This window comes from Pedococcus sp. P1_H8 (assembly GCF_056405175.1).
On the sequence record NZ_JBFUCP010000005.1, the window covers coordinates 70315 to 84388 of the forward strand.

Here is a 14074-nt window from a genome sequence, read left to right on the forward strand (position 1 = left end):
TCGGTCCTAGGGGGCGATGCAGGCGATGTGGGGTTCGATGGCGTCGGCCGACTCCTGGCCGTACGCATCTGACAGGCGCTGCAGGAAGCTCTTCTTGCCGAGGGTGTACTCCTGGGTGCCCACGGTCTCGATGACGTAGGTCGCCATCATCGACCCGAGCTCGGCGGAGCGCCGCAGCCCCAGGTCTGCCGCGAGACCGGTGAGGAAGCCCGCGCGGAACGCATCACCCACGCCTGTGGGGTCGGCGCGCCGGACCTCGCGGGCCACCGACACGTCGATGGGGTCCTCACCCTTGCGCTCGATGGTGACTCCGTCCTTGCCCCGCGTGATGACGCGGGTGTGCACGCGATCGGCGATCTCCCCGGCGCTCCAGCCGGTCTTCTGCTCAGTGAGCGCGGCTTCGTACTCGTTGGTGAGCAGGAAGTCGGCGCCGTCGATGAGCTGGCGAATTGTGTCGCCGTCTGCGAAGGCGAGCTGCTGGCTCGGGTCGGCTGCGAACGGTATGCCGCGCGTGCGGCACTCGCGGGTATGGCGCAGCATCGCCTCGGGGTCGTTGGCGCCGATGAGCACCAGGTCGAGCCCGCCGACGCGCTCAGCGATGGGGCCGAGCTCGATGCCCCGGGCCTCGCTCATCGCGCCGGCGTAGAACGTCGCGATCTGGGCCATGTCCTCATCTGTCGTGCAGACGAAGCGCGCAGTGTGCTTGGACTCCGAGGTGTGCACCGATGCGCAGTCCACGCCGTGCCGCTCGAGCCAGCTGCGGTAGTCACCGAAGTCCTCACCGACGGCCCCCACGAGGATCGGGCGCTGGCCGAGGTTGGCCATCCCGAACGCGATGTTGGCCGCCACGCCCCCGCGGCGCACCTCGAGGTCGTCCGCGAGGAACGACAGCGAGACCTTGTCGAGCTGCTCGACGACGAGGCTGTCGCGGAACCTGCCCTTGAAGGTCATCAGGTGGTCGGTGGCAATGGAACCCGTGATGGCTATCTGCACGGTGGGAAACCTACCGTGCCGGCCGCCGAATGACGGTTGCCGGTGGCGCCCGAACCCGGCAAAGTCACCTCCATGAGTGAACCCGAGATCGGCGCCTTCGACTTCAGCGGCCTGCGCGCGACCTTCGTCAACTGCACGCTCAAACGGTCGCCGGAGCAGAGCCACACCCAGGGTCTGGTCGACATCAGCGCCGCCATCATGCGCAAGCACGGGGTCGACGTCGACGTGATCCGGGCGGTGGACCACGACATCGCCACGGGCGTCTACCTCGACATGACCGAGCACGGCTGGGAACGCGACGAGTGGCCGACGCTGTTCGCCCGGATCATCGAGTCCGACATCCTCGTGCTCGCGGGGCCCATCTGGCTGGGCGACAACTCCAGCATCACCAAGCAGGTCATCGAGCGCCTCTACGCGGGGTCGTCGATGACCAACGCATCCGGCCAGTACGTGTACTACGGAAAGGTCGGCGGGGCGATCATCACCGGCAACGAGGACGGCATCAAGCACTGCTCGTCCAACATCCTCTACAGCCTGCAGCACATCGGCTACGCCATCCCGCCGGCCGCGGACGCCGGGTGGATCGGTGAAGCCGGTCCGGGTCCTTCCTACCTCGACCCCGGCAGTGGCGGTCCGGAAAACGAGTTCACCCAGCGGAACACGACGTTCATGACGTGGAACCTGATGCACCTGGCGGCCATGTTGAAGTCAGCGGGAGGCTTTCCCGTGGGCGGCAACCAGCGCACCGAGTGGGATGCGGGCGCCCGGTTCGACTACCCCAACCCCGAGTACCGCTGAGCACAGCAGAGAGAGCCCGTCACCGATGGTGACGGGCCCTCCTCTGCGTGGTTCAGCTGCTGTGCTGGATCAGCTGCTGTGCTGGATCAGCTGAAGGAGTCCCCGCAGGCGCAGGAGCTGCCCGCGTTGGGGTTGTCGATGGTGAAGCCCTGCTTCTCGATCGTGTCGGCGAAGTCGATGCTCGCGTCGACGAGGTAGGGCGCGCTCATCCGGTCCACGACGACCTCGACACCGTCGAAGTCGCGCACGAGGTCACCGTCGAGGGTGCGCTCGTCGAAGTAGAGCTGGTAGATGAGGCCGGAGCAGCCACCGGGCTGCACGCCGACGCGCAGGCGCAGGTCGTCACGGCCCTCCTGCTCGAGCAGGGACTTGACCTTGGCGGCAGCAACATCGGAGAGGAGCACGCCGTGCGTGGCCTCGGCAGGCGCCTCGGTCGCGTCGGCGGTCGTCGCCGTGGCGGTCTGGTCCTGAACACTCATGGTGATGAGTCCTTCATGTCGGTGGAGGTTGGCCACCAGTGCCAACCTGCGGTTCTCGCGAAATGTTCCCCGCGCACGTCCTACTGTACGACGTGGTCAGCTCCGAGGGGACCAGGTGGCCGCCACCCGGGCAGCGCGCGCCGCGAGGGTCCCGACCGGATCGGACATGGCCGCCTCGACCTGTGCGGGGGTCTGCGCCACGGCGTAGCTGCCCGACAACCCGAGGGTCATTGCCTCGCGGCGCCCCACGAGGGTCTGGCCGGCAATGAGGACGCTCGGCGTCGCCGTCTCGAGCGCCATCGCGGCGACCCCGGCCACGACCTTGCCCTGCAGGCTCTGCCAGTCGAAGCACCCCTCCCCCGTGACGACGAGGTCGGCAGCGCGCAGCAGGTCCCGGAAACCCACTGCCTCGAGGACTTCGGCCACCCCGCTGACCCTGGTGCCCCCGAGCAGGGACAACCCGTAGCCGAGGCCGCCCGCAGCGCCCGCACCCGGCGCCTTGTCGAGGCGGCGGCTCGCACCGGTCAAGAGGTCGGTCTGCTCCGGCAGCGTGCGACGGACCACCTCGACGAACCGTCCCAGCGCCCCCTCGAGGGCCTGGGCGATCTCGGGAGAGGCGCCCTTTTGCGGGCTGAACACCGCACTGGCGCCCTGCAGCCCGAGCAGCGGCGACTCGACGTCGGTGGCAAGGACCAGCTCGACACCGCGGAAGCGTTCGCGGGTGGCCGCGAGCGCCGGCAGGGCCGCGTCGGAGATGTCGGCCAGGGCCAGTCCACCCCGGGCGAGGTCGTGCGGTGCGCCGGCGCCGAGGGCCGCGAGCATCCCCGCGCCAGCGTCGTTGGTGGCGCTGCCGCCGAGGCCCACGACGATCCGTGTCGCGCCTTCGCGCAGGGCCGCGTCGACGAGCTGGCCGACTCCCCACGTGCTGGTCAGAGCGGGGTTCCGCTCGTCGGCGGCGAGCAGGTGCAGCCCAGCCGCCTGCGCCGACTCGAGGTATGCCGTGCGGTCACCGTCCGTGGCCGCGACCAGGATTGCGGCCGGCACGTCACGACCCAGCGGGTCGGCGACGGTCACGGCCAGGGTCTGTGCCTCGGGGAGCGCCGATGCGAGCACGTCGAGGAACCCCGGACCGCCGTCGGAGAGCGGACGCAAGGTCAGCAGGTCGTGCGGCGCGGTGGCGGCCCATCCGTGGGCGATGGCCCGGGCGGCCTGCTGGGCGGTGAGGGTGCCGGTGAAGCAGTCCGGCGCGATGACGACGTGCACGCAGCCATCCTTCCAGCCCGGGCGCTGAGCGCCACGGCGGGTTTCCTCCCTCCCATTCTTCCGTGCTGCTGAGCACGCGCTGGGCTGATTCCTGTGCGACGTGGAGGCCAGAGGGGCAAAACAGGTCCACAATGGATGGATGCGCCCCCGTCAGCCCGCCAAGAAGCCGCATCTGCCGAACAGCCCGTTCCGGGCCGCTCCGGTGCCGGACATCCCGGACTTCGCAGTCAACGATCGGGTGACCCACGACCGCCACGGGCTCGGATCGGTCGTCAAGATCACCGGCGACCGCATCCACGTGAAGTTCGGCGAGAACACCGTCAGCGTGGCGATGTCCAGCAGCAAGATCCACCCGCTCTAGCTCCACCCGCTCTGGATCCGGCCACCCCTAGGGCACCAACGCAGCACTCAGGAGCCGGCGGGCGGCAGCCTCGTCCCCTTCGGTCTCGAGCACCGCTGAGTCAGCGCGGTGCCACAGCGCAAGGTAGAGGTGCGACGCCGGTCCACTGACCCGGGCGACCGCCTCCTGCGCCACAGCGTCGACGACGCGGACCGCTCCGTCGACGATGTGCACGGTCCACGAGGCGTTCGTGTCCGTGCAGGAGAAGGCGATGGGCTCGGCGGCCGGGATCACCTCCAGAGGCGAACGGTCGGCGTGCCGGACCAGGCTCCGCGGCGCCATCACCTCGAAGACCTCGGCAACCCCATCGGCTGCCTGCTCGGTCGTCAGGCCGGGGACGGTGTCGACGAGTCCGGTGGTCGGCAGCACACCGCACGCCTGCAGCGCGTCGACGTGGTGCACCGTCGTCTCGTGGAACTGCCGACGTCGCCAGAACCGGACGTCCTGGTGTCCCGGCACGGCCGAGAAGCTCCACGAGGGGTGGTCAGCCGGCAGCCCGGCCAGGGTGGTCACGATCGTCTCGGCGCACGCGGCATACCAGTCGGGCAACGGCTGCTCGCGGTCCCGACGCGGGTAGCGATCCGGCTGCGATCCGGTGCGCGCGCAGTGCGCAGCCCACAGGTGCACCCGGCCCAGGTGGTCGACGAGGTCGGTGACGGTCCAGCCCGGACAGGCGGGCACGGACGCCTGCGGGTCGGCGGCACTAACGGTGCCGACCATGGCCGTGGTGGCCACGTGCAGTGCTTCCACGAGGTGTGCGTCGTCCATGGCGGCGACCCTAGGGCACGGGCCGCCCGTCCGGATCCGGTCGTTCACGGCATACGATCGAGCACGTGAGCACCCCTGTGACGCAGTCGGACTCCCGACCCACCACTCCCCTGCCGCTGCTCGTCCTCGGGCGTGGCACGGAGCTGCACACCGAGCGCGGGGTCGAATGCCCTGGCGACCTGCCAGCCCCGTCCGACCCCGGCCTGGTCGAGCGCGCCCGCGCGGCGAAGGCCGCCCTCGGCGACCGGGTCTTCGTGCTGGGTCACCACTACCAGCGCGACGAGGTCATCGAGTTCGCCGACGTGACCGGAGACTCGTTCAAGCTGGCCAAGGACGCGGCGGCCCGGCCCGAGGCGCCCTACATCGTCTTCTGCGGCGTGCACTTCATGGCCGAGTCCGCCGACATCCTCACCGGCGACAGCCAGACCGTGATCCTCCCCGACCTCGCCGCCGGGTGCTCGATGGCCGACATGGCGGCCATCCGGCAGGTCGAGGACTGCTGGGACGACCTGGTCGAGGCCGGTGTCGCCGACGTCACCGTCCCGGTCACCTACATGAACTCATCGGCCGCGATCAAGGCCTTCACCGGTCGGCACGGCGGCACGATCTGCACGTCGTCGAACGCCAAGACCGCGCTGACCTGGGCGCTGGACCAGGCAGGCGATGGCGGCAAGGTGCTCTTCCTGCCCGACCAGCACCTGGGCCGCAACACCTTCGTCCGCGACCTCGGCGGCTCGCTCGACGGCTGCGTCGTGTTCGACCCCCACAAGCCGATGGGTGGCCTGACCCGCCAGGAGCTCCAGGGCGCCACGATGATCCTGTGGCGGGGGCACTGCTCAGTGCACGGCAGGTTCAGCCTGGCTGCCGTCGAACAGGCGCGACGGGAGATCCCTGACGTCAAGGTCATCGTCCATCCCGAGTGCCAGCACGAGGTGGTCGAGGCCGCCGACGAGGTGGGCTCGACCGAGAAGATCATCCAGACCATCGCCGCCGCCCCCGACGGCACGAAGTGGGTGGTCGGCACCGAGCTCAACCTGGTGCGGCGGCTGGGGACGCTGTTCCCGCGACAGCAGATCTCGTTCCTGGAGAAGAACGTCTGCTACTGCTCCACCATGAACCGCATCGACCTGCCCCACCTCGTCTGGACTCTTGAGTCCCTCGTGGCCGGCCGGGTGGTCAACGCGATCAAGGTCGATGACGAGGTCGCCCACTTCGCCCGGGTGGCCCTCGACCAGATGCTGGCGCTGCCTGGAGAGACTTCCAAGGACTAGTCCACGTGATGGAGGCCATCGCACGCATACCGGCGCAGACTGGATGGTTCGCAGGGATTCTGCGATCCGGCAGAGTGGCACCGGTTTCCGTGGACGGGCAGCCCGACTCGAGATTTCAGGGGCGGTCGGACAGCTCGTCCACGGTCAGCACGAACTCGCGGGCCCGCAGCCGCTCCACGAGGGCGTCGCCCATCGCAGTGGCTGGCGTGAGCACCCCTGCAGCCGGCGGAAGCCGTTCGCTGTCCAGCGCCAGGCACAGGGCGGACTCCCCGAGCATGACGGCCGTCGCGGCATACCCGGGGTCGCCCTGGGCCGACACCGTCGCGAGGTAGCGCCGGCCCGTCTCGGTGGTGGTGCGGATCTTCATGGAGAACCAGCCGGACCGGCGGTTCTGCTCACTGGGACCCTCGCCCGGCGACGGGGCCAGGCGGTCGAAGATCGGACGCGTGCGAGGGTTGGCCAGACCGGCGAAGGCCAGGCCCATCGCGGCGGTGAAGACGGTGGCCCGGCGGCGGCCACGCAGTCCCCTGCCATAGGCGCTGACCTCGCGGTAGCGAAAAAGCCGACCGTAGGCGTGGTCGCGCAAAGCGTTGCTGCGCCTGACGATTCGCGTGTTGAACCCAGCCATGACGAACGGTCCGACCCACTCGCCGGTCTCGGAGTCGGCGAACACTGACCTCGGATCACGCTCCTTGCCGAGGTCGGGCTCGGCGGCCCGGTCCGGGCTCAAGGCATAGGGGTCGAAGAGGACCTTGCGCAACGCCCGGTCCTCGCCCACTGCCTCGAGCTGGGCTCGCGAGGAGTCGATGGTGCCGCCGCTGAGGCCGCCCTTGGACTTGGCGTGCAGCGTCGTGTCGAGCAGTCCCCCGGCAGCGTCGGCGACCGCACGCTGGTGCAGCAACAGCACACCGAGGTCGGAGGGGATCGAGTCATAGCCGCAGGCCGTGACGATGCGCGCACCTGTCTCCCGCGCCCGCGCCTCGACGGCGTCGATTGCCTTGCGGACGAACAGGACCTCGCCGGTGAGGTCCGCGTAGTGGGTGCCCGAGTCCGCGCACGCCTGGACGACCGGGACGCCGTAGCGCAGGTAGGGACCGACCGTGGAGGCCAGGGCAGTCGTCGACTCGGCCATCTGTCGCAAGGACGTCGGGTCGGCCACGTCAGCGGTGACCAGGGGCCAGTCGTGGGCGCGAGCCGGCAACGCGGCCCGAACCTCCTCCAGCCGTTGACGCGACCTGCCGGCCAGGGCGATCCGGACACCCTCTGGCGCCTGCTCGGCGAGGTACTCCGCGACGAGCCGTCCGACGAAGCCGGTAGCCCCGAAGATGACGACGTCGTGGGGGCGGGCGGCGTTCGTGGCTTCGCTCATGAGGGGGTTCCGTTCGCTCGGGTCGGGATCGTTCAGCGCGGCATGCTGCTGTCAGCGAGGCATGGCGCCGAGCCGCGCGAGCAGCACGGCCTCGGCGACGCAGACCTTCTCGAACTCCCCCAGGTGCAGCGACTCGTTGGCGCCGTGGGCCCGGGTGTCGGGGTCCTCGACCCCGGTGACGAGGATCGCTGCGTCGGGGAACTTCTCCGCGAACGACGCGACGAAGGGGATCGAGCCGCCCACGCCGATGTCGACCGGCTCGACTCCCCAGGCATCGGTGAAGGCGGCGCGCGCCTGGTCGTAGACGGGTCCGTTGGCGTCGGCGTCGAAGCCGGCGCCCTGGTCGTCGAGGTGGACCTCGACCTTGGCACCCCACGGGGTGTTGGCCGCGATGTGACGCTGCACCGCGGCATACGCCTCCATCGGCACCTCGTCGGGGGCCAGCCGGATGGACACCTTGGCGCTGGCGGTGGGCACCAGGGTGTTGGAGGACTTGGCGACCGAGGGTGCATCGATGCCGATGACCGTGGCGGTCGGCTTGGTCCAGATGCGGTCGAGCAGGGTGCCCGTGCCGATGACCTCGACCCCGTCGAGCAGACCGGACTCCTCCCGCAACCGTGCCTCGTCGAACTCCAGGTCGCTTGCCTTGCCTGACTTGAGCCCGGCGATCGCGACGTCACCGGCGTCGTCGTGCAGCGTCGCCAGGATGCGGATGAGCGGCGTGATGGCGTCCGGGACTGCGCCACCGAACATGCCCGAGTGCACTCCGTGGTCCAGGGTCGTCACCGTGACGACCACGCGGATCAGGCCGCGCAGGGTGGTGGTGAGCGCCGGCTCGCCGATGGCCCAGTTGGTGGAGTCGGCCAGGACGATGGCGTCGGCGCGCAGCTTCTCGCCGTGCTTCTCCAGGAGGGTCGGGAGCGAGTCGGAGCCGATCTCCTCCTCCCCCTCGACGAAGACGGTGACCCCGACGGGCAGGTTTCCGGCGTGGGCGCGCAGGGCCGCGAGGTGAGCCATGATGCCGGCCTTGTCGTCGGCGGCGCCGCGCCCGTAGAGGCGGCCATCGCGCTCGGTCGGCTCGAACGGCGAGCTGTCCCAGTCCTTGTCGTCTCCGGGGGGCTGCACGTCGTGGTGGGCGTAGAGCATGACGGTGGGCGCGCCCTCAGGCCCGTCGATGTGCCCGATGACCGCCGGGCGACCTCCCTCACGCACGATCTCGACGTCGAGCCCCTCGGCCCGAAGCAGGGCGGCGGTGGCGTCCGCACTCGCCTCGACGTGGGCCTGGTCGAACGCGTCGAGGCTCACGCTCGGGATGCGGGTGAGGTCCTCGAGGTCCTTGCGCAGGCCGGGCATCAGGCCCGCGACAGTGGTCTTGAGGGCGGAAATCTGGTCGGTCGTCAGTACGTCGTCGGTCACGTCGGCGAGCCTAACGCGTGGCTGCGCAACCACCTCGAGGTAGGCCGCGCGGCCGGCTGGCCCCAGCGCAGACTGGCTGGCTCAGCGCAGGTTGGCTCGCTCAGCGCACGGTGCAACCTCTGCTGAGCGAGCCAAACCCTGCTAGCAGAAGTTGGGGTCGAGGGTCGCGCGATTCAGGGGAAGGCCACCACACGGCATACAGTGAACACGTGTTTGGACGTAACAAGACCCTGAACGAGCAGCAGGCCGCATCGGTCGCTCATGCCCCCCGCGAGGGTGCCAAGAACCGGCCCACGCCCAAGCGCAAAGACCAGGAGGCGGCCAACCGGCGCCCGCTGGTGGTGACCGACCGCAAGGCCGCCCGCGACACCGACAAGGTCAAGCGCCGCGAGGCCCAGCTCAAGCAGCGAGCCGCGATGGCTACCGGCGACGACGCCCACCTCCCCGCTCGCGACAAGGGACCGGTGCGCCGCTACATCCGCGACTACATCGACGCCCGCTGGAACGTCGGCGAGTTCATGCTTCCCGTGATGATCGTGGTGCTCGCGCTGTCGTTCATCCGCATCCCGGCCGTGTTCGCCGCGGTCTCGATCGGCGTCTACGCCCTGCTGCTGGTGGCGGTCATCGACGGTTTCCTCATGTGGCGGCGGCTCAAGAAGCTGCTGGTCGCCAAGTTCGGTGCGGACAAGGTCGGCCGCGGGCTGGCGATGTACGCCGTGATGCGCGGCTTCCAGCTCCGGCGCTCGCGCATGCCGAAGGCCCTCGTCAAGCGCGGCGAGTACCCCGCCTGAGGCGTGTCCGGGACTGCCTCTCGGCAGCTACTCGGCGGCGCGCAGGCTCATCGGTCCGTAGACGAGGACGCCCTCGTGGAACAGGTTGACCGCGTCGACACCGAGGTCGGTGAGCTCGTGCCACGACTCGCCGAACCAGTTCTCGGCGTCCGACTGCGACGGGAACGCGGTCGTCACGAGCTTGTCGCCGGTCAAGGGGTTGCCCTCGGCATCGAGGTAGGTCCAGGTCCACGCATCGCTCATGCTTCCACTCTAGGGTTCGGCCCGTGATCGTGTTCGAGGCAGTGACCATCGCGTATGCCGGAGAGCCGGCCCTGCGCGACGCCTCCTTCACGATCCCCGAGGGTGAGCTGGTGCTCGTGGTCGGACCGACCGGATCGGGCAAGACCTCACTGCTGCGGTGCCTATCCAACCCGGCGACGGGCGTCGGTTCCGACGCCTGCGCGGGCCCCGAGGTCACCCAGACCGGCCGCGTGCTGGTCGGCGGCAGAGACCTGCGGGAGGCGGTCGCCGACCCGCGCCGAGCCATGGTGCGACTGGTTCGACAGGATCCCGCAGCCAGCCTGAGCGCCGGAACGGTGGAGTCCGCCATCGCGGCAGGCGTGCGACCGCGCGCGGACGACCCGCATGGCGGCCAGCGACAGGTCGAGGAGACCCTCGACCTGCTCGGCCTCGCGGACCTCAGGAGTCGCCCGGTGGTCGCCCTGTCCGGCGGCCAGCAGCAGCGGGTGGCCATTGGCGTGGCTCTGGCTGCCGGACCTCGGGTCCTGGTCCTCGACGAACCCACGTCGGCGCTGGATCCCGTGGCGGCCGAGGAGGTCCTCGCGATCCTGCACCGCCTCGTCCACGACGTCGGCATCACCGTCGTCGTCGCCGAGCACCGGCTCGAGCGGGTGGTGCACCACGCCGACTCCGTCCTCCTCGTCGAGGCCGGTCGAGTCACGGGCCCGCTCGACCCGGCGGCGGCGATGGCCCGCTCAGCCATCCGCCCCCCCGTGGTCGAGCTCGGCCTCCGGCTCGGCTGGATCCCGGTCCCCCTCTCCGTCCGGGCCGCCCGGCGACAGGCTCGCGACCTGCGCGCTGCCCTCGAGGACGGCGCCGGAATGACGCTCGACCGTGCCATCGACGTCAACGACGCGCGAATCGACGTGCCAGCCGAGGGACGAGTCGAGGTGCGCCGGCTCAGCCTGGTCCGCGGGCAGGTCGTCGCGCTCCGCACGGTGACCCTCGAGGTGGGCGCGGGCGAGGTGGTCGTCCTGATGGGCCGCAACGGGGCCGGCAAGTCGAGCCTGCTGGCCGCCATCGACGGGAGCCTGGAGCCGACGTCGGGACGGGCCACCCTCTCGGGCCAGTCCGCCCTCGCGCCGCAGGACCCGGGTGCCCTCCTGACGGACTCCCCTGTCGACCACCAGCTCACCGCCAACGATGCCGCGTTCGCCCTCTCGCCGGGGTCGGGTGCAGCCGTCCTCGAGCGTCTGGTCCCGGGACTGGCCCGCGAGCGCCACCCCGCCCAGCTCTCCGAGGGCCAGAAGATGTGTGTGGCCCTGAGCCTGGTGCTGGCTCGCGGCAGCGAGGTGGTCCTGCTCGACGAACCCACCCGGGGACTGGACTACGCGGCCAAGGCCCGCCTCACCTCCCTGTTGACGCAGTTGGCCGTCGCTGGCAGCACCGTCATCCTGGCCACACACGATGTCGAGCTGGCGGCCGAGGTCGCGACGAGGGCGGTCATCCTCGCCGAAGGGGAGGTGGTGGCCGATGGTCCCGCCCGTCGCATCCTGAGCGACTCGCCGGCCTTCGCGCCGCAGGTCGCCAAGGTGATGCATCCGCTGCCCCTGCTCCGGGTCTCGGACGTCATCGGCTAGCTCGTCGGCTACTCGTCGTCGGCCAGCCCGTTCGTCTGCGACATCGTCGTCGGGCTGGGCGGACCGGCCTCCACGCGTCGGCGGATCTCGGCCAGCCCGGCCGCACCGGGTGCGACGCTCCACCAGCTCTCGATCCACCACGTCGCGCCGATCTCCGCCCACTGCTCCGGGGTGCCCGCCGACCTGACGAACTCCCCCGTGCTGTCGCCCTCGATCACCACGTCGTAGCCGTCCCACGGCAGCCCGGCCTCCTCGCGCAACCGGCGCACGGCGTCGAGCACCTCGGCCACCGACTCCAGCGTCAGGTGCGGGCTGCCTGGCTTGGCGTCGGGCACCGCGACCGTGGGGAGCAGCCCCTGCCACCGCGCGGCGCGCTCCAGCGACGGCTGCCTGCGTCGCCCCGGCAGGTAGGCCCCCACCACCCACACCGGTGGATGCGGACGTTGAGTGGGTGGTGGCGGCAGCGGTGGGGCGCCACGGCCTACGGGCCCGACCGGATAGTGCACCCCGTCGTGGGTGAACGGCTCGCCCGACAGCAGCCCGCGATAGACGGCCAGCGACTCGTCGAGCTTCTGCGCGCGCACCGCCCGGCCCTCGTCGCGCTCGAACCGGGTCCACCCGGGGTGCAGAGCGCCGAGCCCGACCGTCATGACCACGCGGCCACCGCTGAGCCGGTCGACGGAGCTGACCATCGACGCGAGATCCCACGGCCGGTGTCGGCTGGCCGGCGTGAGCAGGGTCCCCAGCCGGATGGTCGACGTCGCCATCGCCGCTGCGGCCAGGGTCACCCAGGCGTGCTCGCCGTAGAGGCTCTCCCACGTGAAGACGGCGTCCCAGCCATGGTGTTCACCGAGCGCCGCCACCTCGGCGAACTCACGGGCATCGGCGAAGGGGACGACGAAGCCGTATCGCATCCCACGAAACTACGCCCGACCCCCGACAGCCCCGTGGCAGTCCGAGCCCTGGGCCGCGGGTCAGCCCACGATGATCTCGGGCTCCACGACGACCTGCGTGGTCAGCGAGTTGGCGATGTAGCACTCGTCGTGGGCCTCGTGGGTCATTCGCAGGACCAGCGCCGGATCGGTCCCCGCCGCGACCGTCACGACCGGCCGCAGCACGATGCGCGTGATCCGCTGCGGCACGAGGTCGTCGGGCATCTCCCCCGACGCGTCGTCCGCGTAGCCGATGACGTCAACGCCGCCGCGGGCAGCGACGGCGAGGAACGACAGCAGCTGACACGACGAGGCCGACAGGACCAGCAGCTGCTCGGGGTTGGGCAGGTCCGGGTCACCACGAAAGTGCGGGTCGGCACTCAGGTCGAAGCCCTCGCTCGCAGGTGGCGTCCACGCCGTGTGGGCCCGCGGATAGGCGCGGTAGCCCCCGGCCGTGGACCCGCTCCACTCGACCCGCGCGGAGTACACGTGCCCGCGAAACTCCTTGTCCGGCATACCGAGTCCCCTGCGAATCTCTGGCGCGCGCCGTCTCAGTCCTCGCGGACGTCGACCTGCACGAACGGCGGCTTCACGACCGTGGCGGTCACCTCGCGGCCGCGGACGTCGATGACGACGTCGTCGCCCTCGGCGACGGTCGGCGCGAGCAGGGCCAGGGCGATGCCGTTCTTGAGCGTCGGGCTGAAGGTACCGGAGGTGACCTCACCCACGACCTCGTCGCCGACCTTGACGGCACAGTGCGCGCGAGGGATGCCGCGACCGGTGGCCAGCAGCCCCCAGGCGACCCGCGCGGGTCCGGCAGCCTTCTCGGCGACGAGCGCGTCCCTGCCCCAGAACGACTCCTTCTTCCAGCCGACCGCCCAGCCCACCCGCGCCTGGACGGGCGTGATGGTCGGGGACAGCTCGTTGCCGTGCAGGGCGTACCCCATCTCGGTGCGCAACGTGTCCCGGGCACCCAGGCCGCAGGGCAGTCCGTCGTAGGGCGCCGCCGCCTCGAGGAGGGCGTCCCACAGCTGGGCCGAGACCTCCCACGCCGGCACCAGCTCGTAGCCACGCTCGCCGGTGTAGCCGGTGCGGCAGACGATGACCGGGTGGCCGTTCCAGTCGGTCTCGACGAAGGACATGTACTCGTGGCCCGTGGGCAGTCCCAGCGCTTCGAGCACCTCGTCGCTCCTGGTGCCCTGGACGGCGATGACCCCATAGCCCTCGTGGAGGTTCTCCACCGTCAGACCCTCGGGGGCCGCCGCAGCGAGCAGCTCCACCACCGCGCCGGTGTTGGCAGCGTTGGGGATGAGGAAGACGTCGTCGTCACTGCGCAAGTAGGCGATCAGGTCGTCGACGACCCCGCCGGAGTCGTTGCAGCACAACGTGTACTGCGCCTTGCCCTCGTGGATGCGGCCCAGGTCGTTGGCCAGGCAGGAGTTCACGAAGTCCTTGGCCCCGGGCCCGGAGACGCGAGCCTTGCCCAGGTGGGAGACGTCGAAGATGCCGACCGAGGTACGCACCGCCGAGTGCTCGCGCACGACCCCTCCACCGGGGTACTCGATGGGCATCTCCCAGCCGCCGAAGTCGGCCATCTTGGCCCCAAGGGCCACGTGCCGGTCATGCAGGGGTGAGGTCTTCAGGGCTCCGTCGCTCATGCTCCGAACGCTACCGCCCTCCACCTGCACCGCACACGGCCCGGCTATCCTGCGCACCAGCAGGTGCCACCAGC

15 protein-coding genes are annotated in these 14074 nt (G+C 70.5%); 5 read left to right on the forward strand and 10 right to left on the reverse strand.

The window, feature by feature from the left end; genetic code table 11:
• Positions 1–6 precede the first annotated feature (6 nt).
• Positions 7–993, reverse strand: a complete 987-nt coding sequence (locus tag AC1DYG_RS09160) for a carbohydrate kinase family protein (RefSeq protein ID WP_477639555.1) — start codon at positions 991–993, stop codon at positions 7–9.
• Positions 994–1065: 72 nt separating this feature from the next.
• Between AC1DYG_RS09160 and AC1DYG_RS09165 the strand changes: the two genes are divergently transcribed.
• Positions 1066–1791, forward strand: coding sequence for a flavodoxin family protein (locus AC1DYG_RS09165; protein WP_477639556.1), 726 nt, complete (start codon positions 1066–1068; stop codon positions 1789–1791).
• Between the two features lie 86 nt (positions 1792–1877).
• Here AC1DYG_RS09165 and AC1DYG_RS09170 read toward each other — a convergent pair whose 3' ends face one another.
• Positions 1878–2270: a HesB/IscA family protein gene (locus tag AC1DYG_RS09170; RefSeq protein WP_477617684.1), complete on the reverse strand. Its 393-nt coding sequence runs from the start codon at positions 2268–2270 to the stop codon at positions 1878–1880.
• A 96-nt stretch (positions 2271–2366) separates the two neighbouring features.
• The gene (locus AC1DYG_RS09175; RefSeq protein ID WP_477639557.1) at positions 2367–3533 is read right to left on the reverse strand and encodes a glycerate kinase family protein; all 1167 of its coding nucleotides are present in this window, start codon (positions 3531–3533) and stop codon (positions 2367–2369) included.
• 139 nt (positions 3534–3672) lie between these two features.
• Here AC1DYG_RS09175 and AC1DYG_RS09180 point away from each other — a divergent pair, with 139 nt between their 5' ends.
• Positions 3673–3894 carry a hypothetical protein gene (locus tag AC1DYG_RS09180; RefSeq protein WP_477613245.1) on the forward strand — a complete coding sequence of 74 codons (222 nt, stop codon included), beginning with the start codon at positions 3673–3675 and terminating at the stop codon, positions 3892–3894.
• A 27-nt stretch (positions 3895–3921) separates the two neighbouring features.
• On the opposite strand, the gene AC1DYG_RS09185 is transcribed toward AC1DYG_RS09180, so the two are convergent.
• Positions 3922–4701 (reverse strand): maleylpyruvate isomerase N-terminal domain-containing protein, encoded by a 780-nt coding sequence (locus AC1DYG_RS09185; protein WP_477639558.1) that lies wholly within the window; start codon positions 4699–4701, stop codon positions 3922–3924.
• A gap of 65 nt (positions 4702–4766) precedes the next feature.
• Here AC1DYG_RS09185 and nadA point away from each other — a divergent pair, with 65 nt between their 5' ends.
• Positions 4767–5972: a quinolinate synthase NadA gene (gene nadA, locus AC1DYG_RS09190; RefSeq protein ID WP_477639559.1), complete on the forward strand. Its 1206-nt coding sequence runs from the start codon at positions 4767–4769 to the stop codon at positions 5970–5972.
• Between the two features lie 115 nt (positions 5973–6087).
• Here nadA and AC1DYG_RS09195 read toward each other — a convergent pair whose 3' ends face one another.
• Positions 6088–7341, reverse strand: a complete 1254-nt coding sequence (locus AC1DYG_RS09195; protein WP_477639560.1) for a saccharopine dehydrogenase family protein — start codon at positions 7339–7341, stop codon at positions 6088–6090.
• Between the two features lie 51 nt (positions 7342–7392).
• Positions 7393–8757 carry a M20/M25/M40 family metallo-hydrolase gene (locus tag AC1DYG_RS09200; protein ID WP_477639561.1) on the reverse strand — a complete coding sequence of 455 codons (1365 nt, stop codon included), beginning with the start codon at positions 8755–8757 and terminating at the stop codon, positions 7393–7395.
• A gap of 209 nt (positions 8758–8966) precedes the next feature.
• Between AC1DYG_RS09200 and AC1DYG_RS09205 the strand changes: the two genes are divergently transcribed.
• Positions 8967–9548 carry a DUF3043 domain-containing protein gene (locus AC1DYG_RS09205; protein ID WP_477639562.1) on the forward strand — a complete coding sequence of 194 codons (582 nt, stop codon included), beginning with the start codon at positions 8967–8969 and terminating at the stop codon, positions 9546–9548.
• 27 nt (positions 9549–9575) lie between these two features.
• On the opposite strand, the gene AC1DYG_RS09210 is transcribed toward AC1DYG_RS09205, so the two are convergent.
• A complete protein-coding gene (locus tag AC1DYG_RS09210) occupies positions 9576–9791 on the reverse strand; it encodes a hypothetical protein (protein WP_477639563.1) in 216 nt (71 codons plus the stop codon).
• A 23-nt stretch (positions 9792–9814) separates the two neighbouring features.
• Here AC1DYG_RS09210 and AC1DYG_RS09215 point away from each other — a divergent pair, with 23 nt between their 5' ends.
• Positions 9815–11410 carry an ABC transporter ATP-binding protein gene (locus AC1DYG_RS09215; protein ID WP_477639564.1) on the forward strand — a complete coding sequence of 532 codons (1596 nt, stop codon included), beginning with the start codon at positions 9815–9817 and terminating at the stop codon, positions 11408–11410.
• 8 nt (positions 11411–11418) lie between these two features.
• Here AC1DYG_RS09215 and AC1DYG_RS09220 read toward each other — a convergent pair whose 3' ends face one another.
• Genes AC1DYG_RS09220 through gcvT form a run of 3 tightly spaced genes read right to left on the reverse strand, consistent with a single transcriptional unit; the run spans position 11419 to position 14000 of the window.
• Positions 11419–12324 carry an LLM class flavin-dependent oxidoreductase gene (locus AC1DYG_RS09220; protein WP_477639565.1) on the reverse strand — a complete coding sequence of 302 codons (906 nt, stop codon included), beginning with the start codon at positions 12322–12324 and terminating at the stop codon, positions 11419–11421.
• A 60-nt stretch (positions 12325–12384) separates the two neighbouring features.
• Positions 12385–12858, reverse strand: coding sequence for an OsmC family protein (locus tag AC1DYG_RS09225; protein ID WP_477639566.1), 474 nt, complete (start codon positions 12856–12858; stop codon positions 12385–12387).
• A 35-nt stretch (positions 12859–12893) separates the two neighbouring features.
• Positions 12894–14000 (reverse strand): glycine cleavage system aminomethyltransferase GcvT, encoded by a 1107-nt coding sequence (gene gcvT, locus AC1DYG_RS09230; RefSeq protein WP_477639567.1) that lies wholly within the window; start codon positions 13998–14000, stop codon positions 12894–12896.
• Positions 14001–14074: the final 74 nt, after the last annotated feature.